The sequence below is a fragment of the Microbacterium sp. ARD31 genome (assembly GCF_031844425.1).
The window spans coordinates 401,384-415,685 of the sequence record NZ_JAUZVE010000001.1; the positions used below are offsets into that span (position 1 = coordinate 401,384).

The window sequence follows — 14,302 nt, forward strand, 5'->3', positions numbered from 1 at the left end:
CGTGACGGCCTCCGCAGAGGCGACCACCACCGCCGCGGCGCCCTCGGGCGCGGCGGCGGTGCGGCCGTTCTGGTCCCGCACGAGCGTCCGCGTCGTGGGCGGACTCGTCGTCCCCGTCGCCCTCCTCGCCTTGTGGCAGGCGGTGACGGCGTTCGGGGTGATCCCGACCTATCGCCTGCCCGCGCCGGTCGACGTCCTGAACGCGGCGATGGGGCTCGCCCAAGACGGCACCTTGTGGCGCCACATCGCGATCTCGGTGCAGCGCGTCGTCCTCGGCTTCGCGGTCGGGTCCGTCGTGGGCCTCGCCGTCGCCGCGGTCGTCGGGCTGACCCGTTCCGGGGACGTCCTGCTCAGCCCGATCCTCGCGGGTTTCCGCGCGATCCCGTCGCTGGCGTTGGTGCCGCTCCTGCTGTTGTGGATGGGCATCGGCGAGGAGCCGAAGGTGACGCTGGTGGCGATCGGCGCGTTCTTCCCGGTCTTCACGACCGTCGCGGGCGCCCTCCGCCATGTCGATCCGCACCTCGTCGAGATGGCGCGCTCGTTCGGTCTCCGCGGGTGGGAGCTGTTCCGCACCGTCCAGCTGCCGGCGACCGTCCCCTCCCTCGTCTCGGGTCTGCGCCTGGCGCTCGCGCAGGCGTGGTTGTTCCTCGTCGCCGCGGAGCTCATCTCCGCCTCGATGGGTCTCGGATACTTGCTTACCGATTCGCAGAGCACGGGACGCGTCGACCGCATCTTCCTGGCGATCGTGATCCTGGCGGGCCTCGGGGTGCTCTCGAACGCGCTCGTCACCCTGCTCCAGCGCCGTGTCCTGCGGAAGTGGTCATGACTTCGACGACCGCAGACGACGAGCTGCGCCTCGTCGAGACCCGCGCCTACCCGGCGCCGCCCACGTTCGCCGCGCAGGCCAACGTGACCGCCGATGCGTACGGGGAGGCTGCCGCGGATCCCCTGGCCTTCTGGGAGCGTGCCGCGCGGCGCCTGGATTGGACGACCCCCTGGCACACCGCGCTCGACTGGCAGCCCCCCGCCCGCTCCGACGACGGCACACTGGCCGTCCCGGTCGCCCGCTGGTTCGACGGGGGCACCCTGAACGTCGCCGTGAACTGCGTCGACCGCCACGTCGCCGCCGGGCGAGGTGAGAAGGTCGCTCTCTACTTCGAAGGCGAGCCCGGCGACCGCACCGCCGTCACGTACGCGGACCTGCAGCGTCGGGTGTCGCAGGCGGCGAACGCGCTCACCGCCCTCGGCATCCGTCCGGGCGATCGCGTCGTCGTCTACCTGCCGGTCCTCGTCGAGACGGTCGTGATCACCCTCGCGTGCGCACGGATCGGCGCCGTGCATTCGCTCGTGTTCGGCGGGTTCTCGGCCGAGGCGCTGCGGTTCCGCCTCGAAGACACCGGCGCGAAGCTGCTCGTCACGAGCGACGGGCAGTTCCGCCGCGGGGGAGCGGTCGAGGTGAAGTCCGCCGCCGACACCGCGGCTGCGGGACTGCCGGCCCTCGAGCACGTGCTGGTCGTCCGGCGCACCGGCGACGAGGTCGCGTGGACCCCGGGTCGCGACGTCTGGTGGCACGAGGTGGTCGACACGGCGGCGCCCGTCCACGCGGCGCCGGCGTTCGAGGCGGAGCATCCGCTCTTCATCATCTACACCTCCGGCACGACGGGCAGGCCGAAGGGCCTCGTGCACACCTCGGGCGGGTACCTCACGCACGCGAGCTGGGCGCACTGGGCCCACTTCGACGCGAAGCCCGACGACGTGCACTGGTGCACCGCCGACCTCGCCTGGGTCACCGCGCACACCTACGAGATCTACGGGCCGCTCTCGAATGGTCTCACGCAGGTCATCTACGAGGGGACGCCCGATACGCCGCACCGCGAGCGTCATCTGGAGATCATCGAGCGCTACGGGGTGACCGTCTACTACACGGCTCCCACCCTCATCCGCACCTTCATGACCTGGTTCGGCGACGCGCTCCCGGCCGGTCATGACCTGTCTCGCATCCGCCTGCTCGGCACCGTGGGCGAGGCGATCAACCCCGCCGCGTGGGTGTGGTTCCGTCGCACGTTCGGCCGCGACGAGGTGCCCGTCGTCGACACGTGGTGGCAGTCCGAGACCGGTGCGGCGATGATCGCCCCGCTGCCCGGCGTCACGACCCTGAAGCCCGGCTCCGCGACCGTCCCGCTGCCGGGGATCGACGCGGCCGTCGTGGACGCCGAAGGCCGCGAGGTCCCGCCGGGACGCTCGGGAACGCTCGTCGTGCGCCGCCCCTGGCCGGGCATGGCGCGGACCGTGTGGGGTGACCCGGACCGCTACCGCGACGCGTACTGGTCGGCCTACGCCGGGCACGGGGAGTACGGCGGCTACTACGTCGCCGGCGACGGCGCGACCCGCGACGCCGACGGCCACATCCGCATCCTCGGACGACTCGACGACGTCGTGAACGTCTCCGGTCACCGTCTGTCGACGATCGAGATCGAATCGGTGCTCGTGGCGCACGAGACGGTGGGCGAGGCGGGCACGACGGGTGTCGCCGATCCCGTGACCGGCCACGCGGTCGCGGCCTTCGTCGTCCCGTCCGGGGCGGGGGAGCCGGATGCCGCCGACCTCCGCGCGCACGTCGCGCGTGAGATCGGGCCGGTCGCCAAGCCCCGCCATGTGCTCGTCGTCCCGGACCTGCCGAAGACCCGTTCCGGCAAGATCCTCCGCCGCCTGCTCGCCCAGCTGTGGCAGGCGGAGCAGGACCGCCGTGCCGGCCGCGAGCCCGCGCCGCTCGGCGACACCACGTCGCTGCAGAACCCCGACGCCGTCGCAGAGATCGCCGCCGCCCTCGCCGCGGCCTGACACGCGGCATCCCGAGAGAGAAGACATGACCGACGAACACCGCTTCGGCTTCCGCACCCGCGCCCTTCACGCTGGAGGGACCCCGGATGCCGCCACCGGCGCCCGCGCCGTGCCGATCTACCAGACCTCCTCGTTCGTCTTCGACGACGCGACGGATGCCGCGAACCTGTTCGCGCTGCAGAAGTACGGCAACATCTACTCCCGCATCGGCAACCCCACCGTCGCCGCGCTCGAGGAGCGCCTCGCATCGCTCGAGGGTGGGATCGGCGCGGTCGCGACGGCGTCGGGGATGAGTGCGGAGTTCATCACGTTCGCCGCCCTGGTCGGCGTCGGCGACCACGTCGTCGCGTCGGCGCAGCTCTACGGCGGCACCGTCACGCAGCTCGACGTGACGCTCCGCCGCTTCGGCGTCGACACCACGTTCGTCGCCTCGAGCGATCCGGCCGACTACGCCGCGGCGATCCGGCCCGAGACGAAGGTCCTCTACGTCGAGACGATCGGCAACCCGTCGGGCGAGATCGCCGACATCGAGGGGCTCGCCGAGGTCGCTCACGCGGCCGGCATCCCGCTCGTCGTCGACTCGACCCTCGCGACCCCCTACCTCGCCCGGCCGCTCGAGCACGGCGCGGACATCGTCATCCATTCGGTCACCAAGTTCCTCGGCGGGCACGGCACCACCCTCGGCGGCGTGGTCGTCGAGAAGGGGACGTTCGACTGGGGCAACGGGAAGTTCCCGCAGATGACCGAGCCGGTGGCCTCCTACGGCGGCATCCGCTGGTGGGACAACTTCGGCGAGTACGGCTTCCTCACCAAGCTCCGCACCGAGCAGCTCCGCGACATCGGTGCGGCGCTCAGCCCGCACTCCGCGTTCCTGCTGCTGCAGGGCGTCGAGACCTTGCCGCAGCGCATCGACGCGCATCTCGCGAATGCGCGCATCGTCGCCGAGTGGCTGGACTCCGACCCCCGCGTCTCGTTCGTGACGTGGGCGGGGCTTCCCGGTCATCCGCACCATGCACGGGCGCAGAAGTACCTGCCGCTCGGACCGGGGTCGGTCTTCGCGTTCGGCGTGAAGGCGGGCGACGACAGGTCGACCGAGGCGGAGCGGGTGGCCGCGGGACGCCGCGCAGGGGAGGCCGTCATCGACGCGCTGCAGCTCGCCTCCCACCTGGCCAACATCGGCGACGCGCGGACCCTCGTCATCCACCCCGCCTCGACGACGCACCAGCAGCTGAGCGCCGAACAGCTCGTCGCCGCCGGCGTCCCCGCCGACCTCATCCGCATCTCGGTCGGTCTCGAAGACCCCGAGGACATCATCTGGGACCTCGATCAGGCCCTCACCCGAGCCACAGGAGTCAGCCGATGAGCGACACGAATGCGTGCGCCCTGCCCACGCCCGCCGGGCACCACTCCGCCCCCCGCACGTGGCCGTCGGCCGGAGCGCAGGAGCGGTTCGAGATCCTCCGCCGCGCGAAGACGATCGCCATCGTCGGCGCCTCCGACAACCCGGCGCGGGCGAGCTACTTCGTCGCGACTTACCTGCGGGGGAGTTCGCCGTACGACGTGTACTACGTCAACCCGCGCGCCACTGAGATCCTCGGGCAGCCCGCGTACGCCTCGCTCGCCGACCTCCCCGTCGCCCCCGACATCGTCGACGTGTTCCGAAAGCACGACGACCTGCCGGGCGTCGCCCAGGAGGCGGTGGATGCCGGCGCCTCGACCCTCTGGCTGCAGCTCGGCTCGTGGCACGAGGGAGCCGCGAAGATCGCCGCCGACGCGGGACTGTCGGTCGTCATGGACCGCTGCGTCAAGATCGAGCACGCGCGCTTCCACGGCGGGCTCCACCTCGCCGGGTTCGACACCGGGGTGCTGAGCTCGAAGCGGCAGCTGCTCAGCCGGTGACCGCCCGCGCGGCGGAACCACCGCGCGCCCTGTAGACTGGCGGGATGCCGCGCCGCGCACACGCGCGTCCGTGCAGTCTTCTCGCCTCACCGATCCTGGAGGACCACCATGGCCAACCGTGACCAGGGCATCATCGACCCGCCCATCGACGCACTGCTCGACAAGGTCGACTCGAAGTACCAGCTCGTGATCTACGCATCCAAGCGTGCGCGTCAGATCAACGACTACTACTCGGACCTCCACGAGGGCAACCTCTTCGACAACGTGGGCCCCCTCGTCGACTCGAACGTCGAGGACAAGCCCCTTACGATCGCCCTCCACGAGATCCACGAGGACAAGCTGCGCCTGCGCGCGGCCGAGTGACCTCGACGTCATGACCCGGGCGCCACACGGCGTCATCCTCATGCCCGCGAATCCCCCATGTCGGGGACCGCGGGCATGATGGTTTCCACACCCCCGATCCGCCCTCTGGAGGACCGATGACCGCGCTGCGCCTGTTCACGTCGGAGTCCGTGACCGAAGGTCACCCCGACAAGATCTGCGACCAGATCTCCGACAGCATCCTCGACGCCCTGCTCGAGGTCGACCCCGGCAGCCGCGTCGCCGTCGAGACCCTCGTCACCACGGGGCTCGTCCATGTCGCGGGCGAGGTGCGCACCGACGGCTACGTCGACATCCCCGGGATCGTTCGTCGTGTCGTGAATCGCATCGGCTACACCTCGTCCGAGACCGGCTTCGACGGCGACTCCTGCGGCGTGACGGTCTCGATCGGCGAGCAGTCCGGCGACATCGCCGCGGGTGTCGACAACGCGCTCGAGCACCGCGAAGGCGGTTCGGTGGACCCCGTCGACGCGCTCGGGGCGGGCGATCAGGGCATCATGTTCGGCTACGCCACGAACGAGACGCCCCAGTACATGCCGACCGCGATCTGGACGGCGCACCGCCTCGCGGAACGGCTGACCGACGCCCGCCGCAGCGGCGCCCTGCCCTTCCTCCGTCCCGACGGCAAGACGCAGGTGACCCTCGGGTACGACGGCACGACGCCGCGCACCGTCGACACCGTGGTGCTGTCGACGCAGCACAACCCCGACATCTCGCTGCCGGCGCTCCGCGCGGCGGTCCAGGCCGAGGTCATCGACCCCGTCCTCGCCCAGACGGGGCTCGACGTCTCGGACGTCCGGTACGTCATCAACCCGGCCGGCCCCTTCGTCGTCGGCGGTCCGAAGGGCGATGCGGGCCTGACGGGACGCAAGATCATCATCGACACCTACGGCGGCGCCGCCCGACACGGCGGCGGGGCGTTCAGCGGCAAGGACCCGTCCAAGGTCGACCGTTCGGCGGCGTACGCGATGCGCTGGGTCGCCAAGAACGCGGTCGCGGCGGGTCTGGCCGATCGTCTCGAGGTGCAGGTGGCGTACGCCATCGGCCGCGCCGCGCCGGTCGGGCTCTACGTCGAGACGTTCGGCACCGGTCACGTCTCCGACGAGGCGATCACGGCCGCGATCCGCGACGTGTTCGACCTGCGTCCGCAGGCGATCATCGACGACCTCGACCTGCTGCGTCCCATCTACGCGCAGACCGCCGCGTACGGCCACTTCGGGCGCGAACTCCCCGAGTTCACCTGGGAGCGCACCGACCGCGTCGACGCGTTGCGGGCCGCCGCCGGTCTCTGACCCCGTGATCGACGTCGCGCGAGTCCTCATCGACTCGCCGCTGCCGCAGCTCGATCGGCTCTTCGACTACGCCGTCCCGAGCGCCCTCCGGGAGGACGTCCGCCCGGGCGTGCGTGTGAAGGTGCCGCTTCGGAGCGCCGGACGCGTGGTCGAGGCCTGGGTCATCGAGCGCGCCGAGGTCGAGCCGGGCGGGAGACCGCTGTCCGAGGTTGCCGCGGTCGTCTCCCTCGTCCCGATCCTCCCCGACGGGCTCTACCGGCTCGCCCGACGCGTGGCGGACCGCGCCGCCGGCTCGGCGAGCGACATCCTGCGTCTGGCTGTCCCCAAGCGGATGGTGCGCGCCGAGAAGGCGTGGGTCGCAGCCGAGCCCCCCGCGGCGCCGACGGTGGACCCGGATGCCGCGACCCGCGCACGCGCGGTGGCATCGGCGTACCCCGGGCTCGCCGACGCGGTGCTCGCGGGGGAGCGGCTCGCGGTGGATGCGCCCCCGCATCCCTCGCCCGGGCAGCTGCGCGGCGCGTGGGCGGATCTGCTCGCGTCGCTCGCGACCCTCGTCCTGGACGGCGGCCGGAGCGCGCTCATCGTCGTGCCGGACCACCGCGACCAGTCGCAGGTCCTGGAGGCGCTCGCGGCGCTCGTGCCGGCGGACGCCGTCGTCCGCGACGACGCCCGGCGGTCGGGTCCGGAGCGCTTCGCGACCTACCTCCGCATGCTGAGCCCTGCGCCCTGCGTCGTGGTGGGCAACCGATCGAGCGTCTACGCCCCGGCCCACGACGTCGGTGCGGTCCTCCTGTGGGACGACGGCGACCCGCTGCTCGCCGAGCCGCTGAGTCCCGGGGTCCACGCCCGCGATGCGGCGCTCGTGCGGCAGGAGGAGGAGCATTCCGCCCTCGTCTTCGCCGGTCACACCCGGACGACGGACGTCGAACGCCTCGTCCAGCTCGGCTGGGTGCGCGAGGTGCCCGCGCAGCGCCGCGTCAGCCCGCGGGTCGTCCTGTCGGCCACGCACGAGGCCGAGTACCGGGGCGCCCGCGTGCCGTCCGCGGCCTTCGCCGCCGCGCGCGAAGCCCTGCAGCACGGTCCGGTGCTCGTGCAGGTCGCCCGTCCGGGGTACTCGCCCGTGCTCGTGTGCGCCGAGTGCCGTCACCCGGCGCGGTGTCGGCACTGCGCGGGGCCGCTCCGCGCGCGCCGACCGGGAGCCACCCCGGACTGCGGCTGGTGCGGTCGGTCGGCGCCGAACTGGACCTGCGCGAACTGCCAGGGGACGCGGTTCCGGATGGCGTCGTCGGGCAGCGAGCGCACCGCCGACGAGCTCGGGCGGGCGTTCCCCGGCATCCGGGTCGTCGTCGCCGACGGCGATCACCCCGTCGTGTCCGTCGACGCCCGTCCCGCCCTCGTCATCGCGACGCGGGGCGCGGAGCCGCCTGCGGAGGGCGGGTACCGCGCGGTGATCCTCCTGGATGGCGACAAGATGCTCATGGCCGAGCAGCTGCGCATCGGCGAGTCGTGCCTCCGGTGGTGGTCGAACGCCGCCGCCCTCGCGGCGCCCGGCGCGCCGGTCCACCTCGTCGGGGTCACCGGTCCGGTCGCGCGTGCGCTCGCGACCTGGACGCACGCGGCCTACGCCCGCGCGGAACTGTCCGATCGGGCGCCGCTGCTCATGCCGCCGACGGTCCGGGTCGCCGCCGTCGAGGGGGCCGCGGCATCCGTCGACCGCGCCCTCGCCGAGCTGCGCGAGGCGGTTCCGGGCCTGGGTCCCCTCAGCGTGCTGGGGCCGGTGCCGACCGACGACGGCGCGCGTGCGCTGGTGCGGGTCGACTACGCGCACGGGCGGGCGGTGGCCGAGCAGCTGCGGGCCTCGGTCGTCGCCGACGCCGTCCGCGGTCGACGGCGGGGTCCGGGGCCGCGGACTACACTCAGGGTTCGGCTCGATGTGCCCGAGCTCGACCTGTGAGGACCTGAATGCGCGTCGTTTTCGCCGGAACCCCCGAACCGGCCGTCCCCTCGCTCCGTGCCCTCGCGGCTTCGTCCCACGAGATCGTCGGCGTCGTCACCCGTCGCGACGCCCCCGTCGGACGCAAGCGCGTGCTGACGCCGTCCCCGGTCGCGGTGGCGGCCGAGGAGCTCGGACTGACCGTCGTCAAGGCCGACCGGCTCGACGAAGCGGCGACCGCCGAGATCGCCGCCCTCGGCGCGGACCTCGGTGTCATCGTCGCGTACGGCGGTCTCGTGCGGGAGCCCCTGCTCTCGACGCCCCGGCACGGATGGATCAACCTGCACTTCTCGCTGCTGCCCAAGTGGCGCGGCGCCGCGCCGGTGCAGCACGCGCTCATCGCGGGCGACCGGGTGACGGGCGCCGCCGTGTTCCAGCTCGTCCCGGCCCTGGATGCGGGCGACGTGTACGACGAGATGCGCTACGACGTCCCGCGCGGGGCGACCGCAGGTGACGTGCTCGCCGACCTGGCGGTCTCGGGTGCTCAGCTGGTGTCCGGCGTCGTCGACGCGATCGATGACGGCACCGCCGCCCCGATCCCGCAGCAGGGGGAGCCGACGCTCGCGCCCAAGCTCACGCAGGTGGACGGTGCGCTCGACCTGACGCAGCCCGCCGACCGGGTCGTCGACCGCTTCCGCGGGACGACCCCCGAACCCGGCGCGCACCTCTCCGTCGGCGGCGCCCGCGTGAAGGTCCATGCCGCCCTGCGCGGTCCCGACATCGACCTCGAGGTCGGCCGGCTCGCTCTCGTCGGCCGGGACGTGCTCGTGGGGACGGGGGAGGGGACGCTGCTCCTGCGCACCGTGCAGCCGGCCGGCAAGGGCGCCATGCCCGCCGCGGACTGGTGGCGTGGCCTCCGGTCCGACGATCCGCGCGCCGACCTGCCGGGGGAGTCCTCGTGACCGCGCGTGACGTCGCGTACACCGTCATCCACGCGGTCGGCGCGGAGGACGCCTACGCCAACCTCCTGCTCCCGCGAGAACTCGAGCGTGCCCGTCTGTCGACGGCGGATGCCGCCCTCGCCACCGAACTCACCTACGGCACGCTCCGCCGGGTGGGCACCTACGACGCGATCATCGAGATCGCCGCGGCACGCCCGGTCTCGGGCATCGACCCCGCCGTCCTGGACGCGCTGCGGCTGGGGGCGCATCAGCTGCTGGCGACGCGCGTCCCCGCGCACGCCGCGGTCCACGAGACGGTCGACCTCGTGGGGCGCGTCGCCGGACGTCGTGCGACGGGTTTCGCGAACGCCGTCCTGCGCCGCGTGTCCGAGCGGGACGAGGAGGAGTGGCTGTCGCGCATCGAGGATGCTGCCCGCTCCGACGACGAGCGGCTGTCGGTGCGCTACGCCCATCCCGTCTGGATCATCCGCGCCTTCCGGCGCGCCCTCGCCGCGGAGGGGCGTGAGGCGGAGCTGCTCGACCTGCTGGCGGCGGACAACGCCGCGCCCACGGTGACGCTGTCGGCCCTCCCGGGCGTGGGCGAGATCCCGGCGGACGCCGATCGCACGCCGTTCTCGCCGCTGGGCTTCCGGCTCGCCGGCGGTGACCCCGATCGCATCGTGCGCGCCTCGGGCGGCGCTGTGCGCGTCCAGGACGAGGGGTCCCAGCTCGCCGCCCTCGCGTTGTCCCGTGCGCTGCCCGTCCGCAAGGGCGAGCGCTGGCTCGACCTGTGCGCCGCTCCGGGCGGCAAGACGGCGGTCCTCGCGGCCGAGGCGGTCACGCACGACGCCCGGCTCGAGGCGAACGAGCTCTCCCCGGCACGCGCGCGACTGGTGCGCCAGTCGGTCGCCGCGGTCCCGCTCGAGGTGCCGGTGTCGGAGGAGGACGGCCGCTCGCGTGCCGGGCGGGGCGTCTACGATCGCATCCTCGTCGACGCGCCGTGCACCGGACTCGGTGCCCTCCGTCGGCGCCCCGAGGCGCGGTGGCGCAAGGCCCCCGCCGACGTCCCCGAGCTCACGCAGTTGCAGACCGAGCTCCTCACCGCGGCGGTCGATGCGCTCGCTCCCGGCGGGGTCGTCGCCTACGTCACGTGCTCCCCGCACCTGGCCGAGACGGCGGGTGTGGTGGCCGAGGTCGAGCGTCGTTTCGGCGCCGAGATCACCCAGCTCGACGCCCGCGCGGTGCTCCGTGAGATCTCCGGCGGCGACATCGATCTCGCCGCACCGGCCGACGGTTCCGGTCGCGCGCAGCTGTGGCCGCACCGTCACGCGACCGACGCCATGTCGATCTGGCTCCTGCGCCGTTCGTGACCCTGCAGGAAAGACGACGGGGCGCCGGGATAATGGCTGACGTGGCCCATTCCGACGTACGCATCAACCCCAGCATCCTCGCCGCCGACTTCGTGAACATGCAGGCCGAGCTCGCCCGCATCGCGTCGGCGGACTTCGTCCACGTCGATGTGATGGACAACCACTTCGTCCCCAACCTGACGTTCGGCCCGCAGATGGTCGCGCGCATCCAGGCGACCAGTCCGGTGCCGCTCGACGTGCACCTCATGATCAGCGACGCCGACCGGTGGGCGCCGGGCTACGCCGAGATCGGCGCGGCATCCGTCACCTTCCACCTCGAAGCGGCCGCCGAACCCGTCGCGCTCGCGCGGCGCCTGCGTGACATCGGGGCGCGCGCCGGTGTCGCCGTGAAGCCGGCGACCCCCGTGGAGCAGCTCTTCGACGTGCTCGACGAGTTCGACCAGATCCTCGTGATGACCGTCGAGCCCGGCTTCGGCGGGCAGAGCTTCATGGCCGACCAGATGCCGAAGCTCCGTCGCCTGGCCGACGAGGCGCGCCAGCGCGGGTCGCAGGTCTGGTTGCAGGTCGACGGCGGTATCGGCGAGTCGACCATCGCGCAGGCGGCGGAGGCCGGGGCCGACACGTTCGTGGCGGGCTCCGCGGTGTTCGGCGCCGAGGACCCCGGCGCGGCGATCCGCGCCCTCCGGTCGGCCGCGGCATCCGCTCACCGGCACTGACGGCCTCGTCACGGGAACCGGACCGCGGCGCCGTGCCGGTACCCTGGATGGTGTGAAGACCTTCGACGGACTGTTCTCCGAGCTGACCGAGACGGCGCAGACCCGTCCCGAGGGATCCGGAACCGTCGCGCAGCTCGACCGGGGCGTCCACGCGATCGGCAAGAAGATCGTCGAAGAGGCGGCCGAGGTCTGGATGGCCGCCGAATACCAGTCCGACGCCGAGACGGCCGAGGAGATCTCGCAGCTGCTGTACCACCTGCAGGTGCTGATGCTCGCGAAGGGGCTGACGCTCGAGGACGTGTACCGACATCTCTGATCGGTCCTTCCCGCCGTCCGCATACCTCACACCGAAAGACGTTCCATGCTGCGCATCGCCGTCCCCAACAAGGGCATGCTCGCCGAGACCACGGCGGGGATGCTCGCCGAAGCCGGGTACACCGGCCGACGTGACCCCAAGGACCTCCACGTCATCGACCCCGTCAACGACGTCGAGTTCTTCTACCTCCGTCCGAAGGACATCGCGACCTACGTCGGTTCCGGCGCGCTCGACGTCGGGATCACCGGCCGCGACCTGCTGCTGGACGCCCGGATGCCGGGGGCCCGCGAGATCGAGCAGCTCGGCTTCGGCGGCTCGACGTTCCGATTCGCCGGTCCTCCAGGACGCTTCACCGAGCTCTCCGACCTCGACGGTCTGCGTGTCGCGACGGCCTACCCGGGCCTCGTCGACGGCTACCTCGACGAGCACGGCGTGGCTGTGGACCTCGTGCCCCTCGACGGAGCGGTCGAGTCCGCCGTGCAGCTGGGGGTGGCGGATGCCGTCGCCGACGTCGTCTCGACGGGGACGACGCTCCGCCAGGCCGGGCTCGAGATCTTCGGCCCCGTTCTGCTCGAGTCCGAGGCGGTCCTCATCGGCGCCCCGACCGAGGCGCCCGGCACCGAGACGCTGCTGCGGCGCCTGCGCGGCGTGATGGTCGCCCGCCGCTACGTGCTCATCGACTACGACCTGCCGGCGCACCTCGTCGACCAGGCGGTCGCGCTGACCCCGGGCATCGAGTCCCCGACGATCTCGCCGCTGCGCGACCCGGAGTGGGTGGCCGTGCGCGTCATGAGCCCGCGCAAGACCGTGAACCAGGTCATGGACGCGCTGTACGAGATCGGCGCCCGCGCGATCCTCGTGACGGCGATCCACAACGCGAGGCTCTAACGTGTCGCTCGTCTGCCGGGTCATCCCGTGCCTCGACGTGGCCGCCGGCAAGGTCGTGAAGGGCGTCAACTTCGAGAACCTGCGCGAGATGGGCGACCCCGTCGAACTCGCCCGCCGGTACTACGAGCAGGGTGCGGACGAGATCACCTTCCTCGACGTCACCGCGACCGTCGACGCGCGCGACACGACCTACGACGTCGTGCAGCGCACCGCCGAGCAGGTCTTCATCCCACTCACGGTCGGCGGCGGCGTGCGCTCGGCCGAGGACGTCGCCCGCCTCCTCGGCGTCGGTGCCGACAAGGTCGGCGTGAACTCGGCGGCCATCGCGCGGCCGGAGCTCCTCGGCGAGATCGCCGACCGGTTCGGCGCGCAGGTGCTCGTCCTGTCGCTCGACGTCAAGCGCGCACCGCACACTGCCTCCGGGTTCGCCGTCACGACCCACGGCGGCCGCACCCTGACCGACCTCGACGCGCTCGCCTGGGCGCGTGAGGCGATCGAGCGCGGTGCGGGCGAGCTCCTCGTCAACTCGATCGACGCGGACGGTACGAAGGACGGTTTCGACCTCGAGCTCGTCGCCCTCATGCGCGAGGTCTCGTCCGTGCCCGTGATCGCCTCGGGCGGCGCCGGCGACGCGGCGCACTTCGCCCCGGCGATCGAGGCCGGCGCCGACGCGGTGCTCGCGGCATCCGTCTTCCACTCCGGCCAGCTGACCGTCGGCGACGTGAAACAGGCCCTCGCGGCCTCGGGTGTGGAGGTGCGGCGATGACCGGATCGATCGACGAACGCATGGCGCGGGTCGTCTACAACGCCGACGGCCTCGTGCCCGCGATCGTGCAGCAGCACGACACGCGCGAGGTCCTCATGCTGGGGTGGATGGATGCCGAGGCCCTCCGCCGCACGCTCACCGAGGGTCGCGTGACGTTCTGGTCCCGGTCGCGGCAGGAGTACTGGCGCAAGGGCGACACCTCCGGCCACGCGCAGTTCGTCCGCGGCGTGCGCCTCGACTGCGACGGCGACACCCTCCTCGTGAGCGTCGAGCAGGTCGGGGCCGCCTGCCACACCGGCGACCGCACGTGCTTCGACGCCGACGACCTCGACCCCGTGATCGGAGAGTTCTCGTGACCGAGGCCACCGCGCGCCGGATGCGGCTGTCCGCCGTGCTGGCGATCCTCCTCGGCGGCGCGGTCGGCATCATCGGGTCGACCCAGACCTGGCTGAACGCGACCTTGAACGACGGCTCGCAGCTCGCGGTCCCGGTCCCCGGCGCCGACGCGCTGGCGGTGCTCGCGCCGCTCAGCCTCGCCGCGCTCGCGCTCGGCCTCGCGCTCACGATCGTCGGGCGTGCGCTCCGCTACGTCTTCGCGGTCGTCGCGATCGGCCTGGGGGCGGGGCTCGGCTGGGGCTCGTACCGCATCGCAGCGGAGCAGCCCATCGACGCCGTCGCAGGGCCGGTGACGGATGCCACGGGCCTCAGCGGCGCGCAGGGTATCTCCGGCATCGTGTCCGGGATCACGGCGACGCCCTGGCCCGGGGTGACGGCCGCGGCATCCGTCCTCATCGTGCTGGGCGGCGTCCTCATCCTCGCGACCGCCCACCGGTGGAGCGCCGGCGGCCGCAAGTACCGCACGACGGGGGCCGCAGGGACCGGCCCCCGCGACAGCATCGATTCCTGGGACGACCTGTCCCGCGGTGAGGATCCGACGAGCTGACGCGTCCGGGGCGAGG

At 72.7% G+C, this 14,302-nt stretch carries 15 protein-coding genes; all 15 read left to right on the plus strand.

Annotated elements, in window-relative coordinates; all coding sequences use genetic code 11:
- The first annotated feature begins 1 nt into the window (after window position 1).
- The 15 genes from Q9S36_RS02010 to Q9S36_RS02080 all read left to right on the plus strand — a co-directional run bounded on the left by Q9S36_RS02010 (window position 2) and on the right by Q9S36_RS02080 (window position 14,286).
- Complete coding sequence (locus Q9S36_RS02010; protein WP_311283743.1) at window positions 2–826, plus strand: ABC transporter permease; 825 nt, start codon at window positions 2–4, stop codon at window positions 824–826.
- Complete coding sequence (gene acs, locus Q9S36_RS02015) at window positions 823–2,841, plus strand: acetate--CoA ligase (RefSeq protein WP_311283744.1); 2,019 nt, start codon at window positions 823–825, stop codon at window positions 2,839–2,841. Before Q9S36_RS02010 ends, acs begins: the two co-directional genes overlap by 4 nt.
- A 25-nt stretch (window positions 2,842–2,866) precedes the next feature.
- Complete coding sequence (locus tag Q9S36_RS02020; RefSeq protein WP_311283745.1) at window positions 2,867–4,204, plus strand: O-acetylhomoserine aminocarboxypropyltransferase/cysteine synthase family protein; 1,338 nt, start codon at window positions 2,867–2,869, stop codon at window positions 4,202–4,204.
- A complete protein-coding gene (locus Q9S36_RS02025) occupies window positions 4,201–4,740 on the plus strand; it encodes a CoA-binding protein (protein ID WP_217531909.1) in 540 nt (179 codons plus the stop codon). Before Q9S36_RS02020 ends, Q9S36_RS02025 begins: the two co-directional genes overlap by 4 nt.
- 108 nt (window positions 4,741–4,848) lie before the next feature.
- On the plus strand, window positions 4,849–5,103 hold the full coding sequence (gene rpoZ, locus Q9S36_RS02030) for a DNA-directed RNA polymerase subunit omega (protein ID WP_064002061.1): 255 nt from the start codon (window positions 4,849–4,851) through the stop codon (window positions 5,101–5,103).
- 116 nt (window positions 5,104–5,219) lie between these two features.
- Entirely contained in the window at window positions 5,220–6,413 is a 1,194-nt protein-coding gene (metK, locus tag Q9S36_RS02035; RefSeq protein ID WP_311283746.1) for a methionine adenosyltransferase, read from the plus strand.
- 4 nt (window positions 6,414–6,417) lie between these two features.
- The gene (locus Q9S36_RS02040) at window positions 6,418–8,367 is read left to right on the plus strand and encodes a primosomal protein N' (protein ID WP_311283747.1); all 1,950 of its coding nucleotides are present in this window, start codon (window positions 6,418–6,420) and stop codon (window positions 8,365–8,367) included.
- A gap of 8 nt (window positions 8,368–8,375) precedes the next feature.
- Window positions 8,376–9,308, plus strand: coding sequence for a methionyl-tRNA formyltransferase (gene fmt / locus Q9S36_RS02045; RefSeq protein ID WP_311283748.1), 933 nt, complete (start codon window positions 8,376–8,378; stop codon window positions 9,306–9,308).
- Complete coding sequence (locus Q9S36_RS02050) at window positions 9,305–10,657, plus strand: transcription antitermination factor NusB (RefSeq protein WP_311283749.1); 1,353 nt, start codon at window positions 9,305–9,307, stop codon at window positions 10,655–10,657. Before fmt ends, Q9S36_RS02050 begins: the two co-directional genes overlap by 4 nt.
- Before the next feature lie 32 nt (window positions 10,658–10,689).
- Window positions 10,690–11,373, plus strand: coding sequence for a ribulose-phosphate 3-epimerase (rpe, locus tag Q9S36_RS02055; protein ID WP_311283750.1), 684 nt, complete (start codon window positions 10,690–10,692; stop codon window positions 11,371–11,373).
- Window positions 11,374–11,425: 52 nt separating this feature from the next.
- Window positions 11,426–11,689, plus strand: a complete 264-nt coding sequence (locus Q9S36_RS02060) for a phosphoribosyl-ATP diphosphatase (protein ID WP_064002055.1) — start codon at window positions 11,426–11,428, stop codon at window positions 11,687–11,689.
- Window positions 11,690–11,734: 45 nt separating this feature from the next.
- Window positions 11,735–12,577, plus strand: coding sequence for an ATP phosphoribosyltransferase (hisG, locus tag Q9S36_RS02065; RefSeq protein WP_217531897.1), 843 nt, complete (start codon window positions 11,735–11,737; stop codon window positions 12,575–12,577).
- Window position 12,578: 1 nt separating this feature from the next.
- Complete coding sequence (hisF, locus tag Q9S36_RS02070) at window positions 12,579–13,343, plus strand: imidazole glycerol phosphate synthase subunit HisF (RefSeq protein WP_064002053.1); 765 nt, start codon at window positions 12,579–12,581, stop codon at window positions 13,341–13,343.
- A complete protein-coding gene (hisI, locus tag Q9S36_RS02075) occupies window positions 13,340–13,699 on the plus strand; it encodes a phosphoribosyl-AMP cyclohydrolase (protein ID WP_064002052.1) in 360 nt (119 codons plus the stop codon). The genes hisF and hisI overlap by 4 nt, the downstream gene beginning before the upstream one ends.
- Window positions 13,696–14,286 (plus strand): Trp biosynthesis-associated membrane protein, encoded by a 591-nt coding sequence (locus tag Q9S36_RS02080; RefSeq protein ID WP_217531893.1) that lies wholly within the window; start codon window positions 13,696–13,698, stop codon window positions 14,284–14,286. The genes hisI and Q9S36_RS02080 overlap by 4 nt, the downstream gene beginning before the upstream one ends.
- Window positions 14,287–14,302 lie beyond the last annotated feature (16 nt).

Bases quoted from the DNA above. Each gene is read 5' to 3' on its own strand.
- Q9S36_RS02020 (WP_311283745.1), top strand. From the start codon at position 2,867: ATGACCGACGAACACCGCTTCGGCTTCCGCACCCGCGCCCTTCACGCT.
- rpoZ (WP_064002061.1), top strand. From the start codon at position 4,849: ATGGCCAACCGTGACCAGGGCATCATCGACCCGCCCATCGACGCACTG.
- rpe (WP_311283750.1), top strand. From the start codon at position 10,690: ATGGCTGACGTGGCCCATTCCGACGTACGCATCAACCCCAGCATCCTC.
- acs (WP_311283744.1), top strand. From the start codon at position 823: ATGACTTCGACGACCGCAGACGACGAGCTGCGCCTCGTCGAGACCCGC.
- Q9S36_RS02025 (WP_217531909.1), top strand. From the start codon at position 4,201: ATGAGCGACACGAATGCGTGCGCCCTGCCCACGCCCGCCGGGCACCAC.
- metK (WP_311283746.1), top strand. From the start codon at position 5,220: ATGACCGCGCTGCGCCTGTTCACGTCGGAGTCCGTGACCGAAGGTCAC.
- hisG (WP_217531897.1), top strand. From the start codon at position 11,735: ATGCTGCGCATCGCCGTCCCCAACAAGGGCATGCTCGCCGAGACCACG.
- hisI (WP_064002052.1), top strand. From the start codon at position 13,340: ATGACCGGATCGATCGACGAACGCATGGCGCGGGTCGTCTACAACGCC.
- fmt (WP_311283748.1), top strand. From the start codon at position 8,376: ATGCGCGTCGTTTTCGCCGGAACCCCCGAACCGGCCGTCCCCTCGCTC.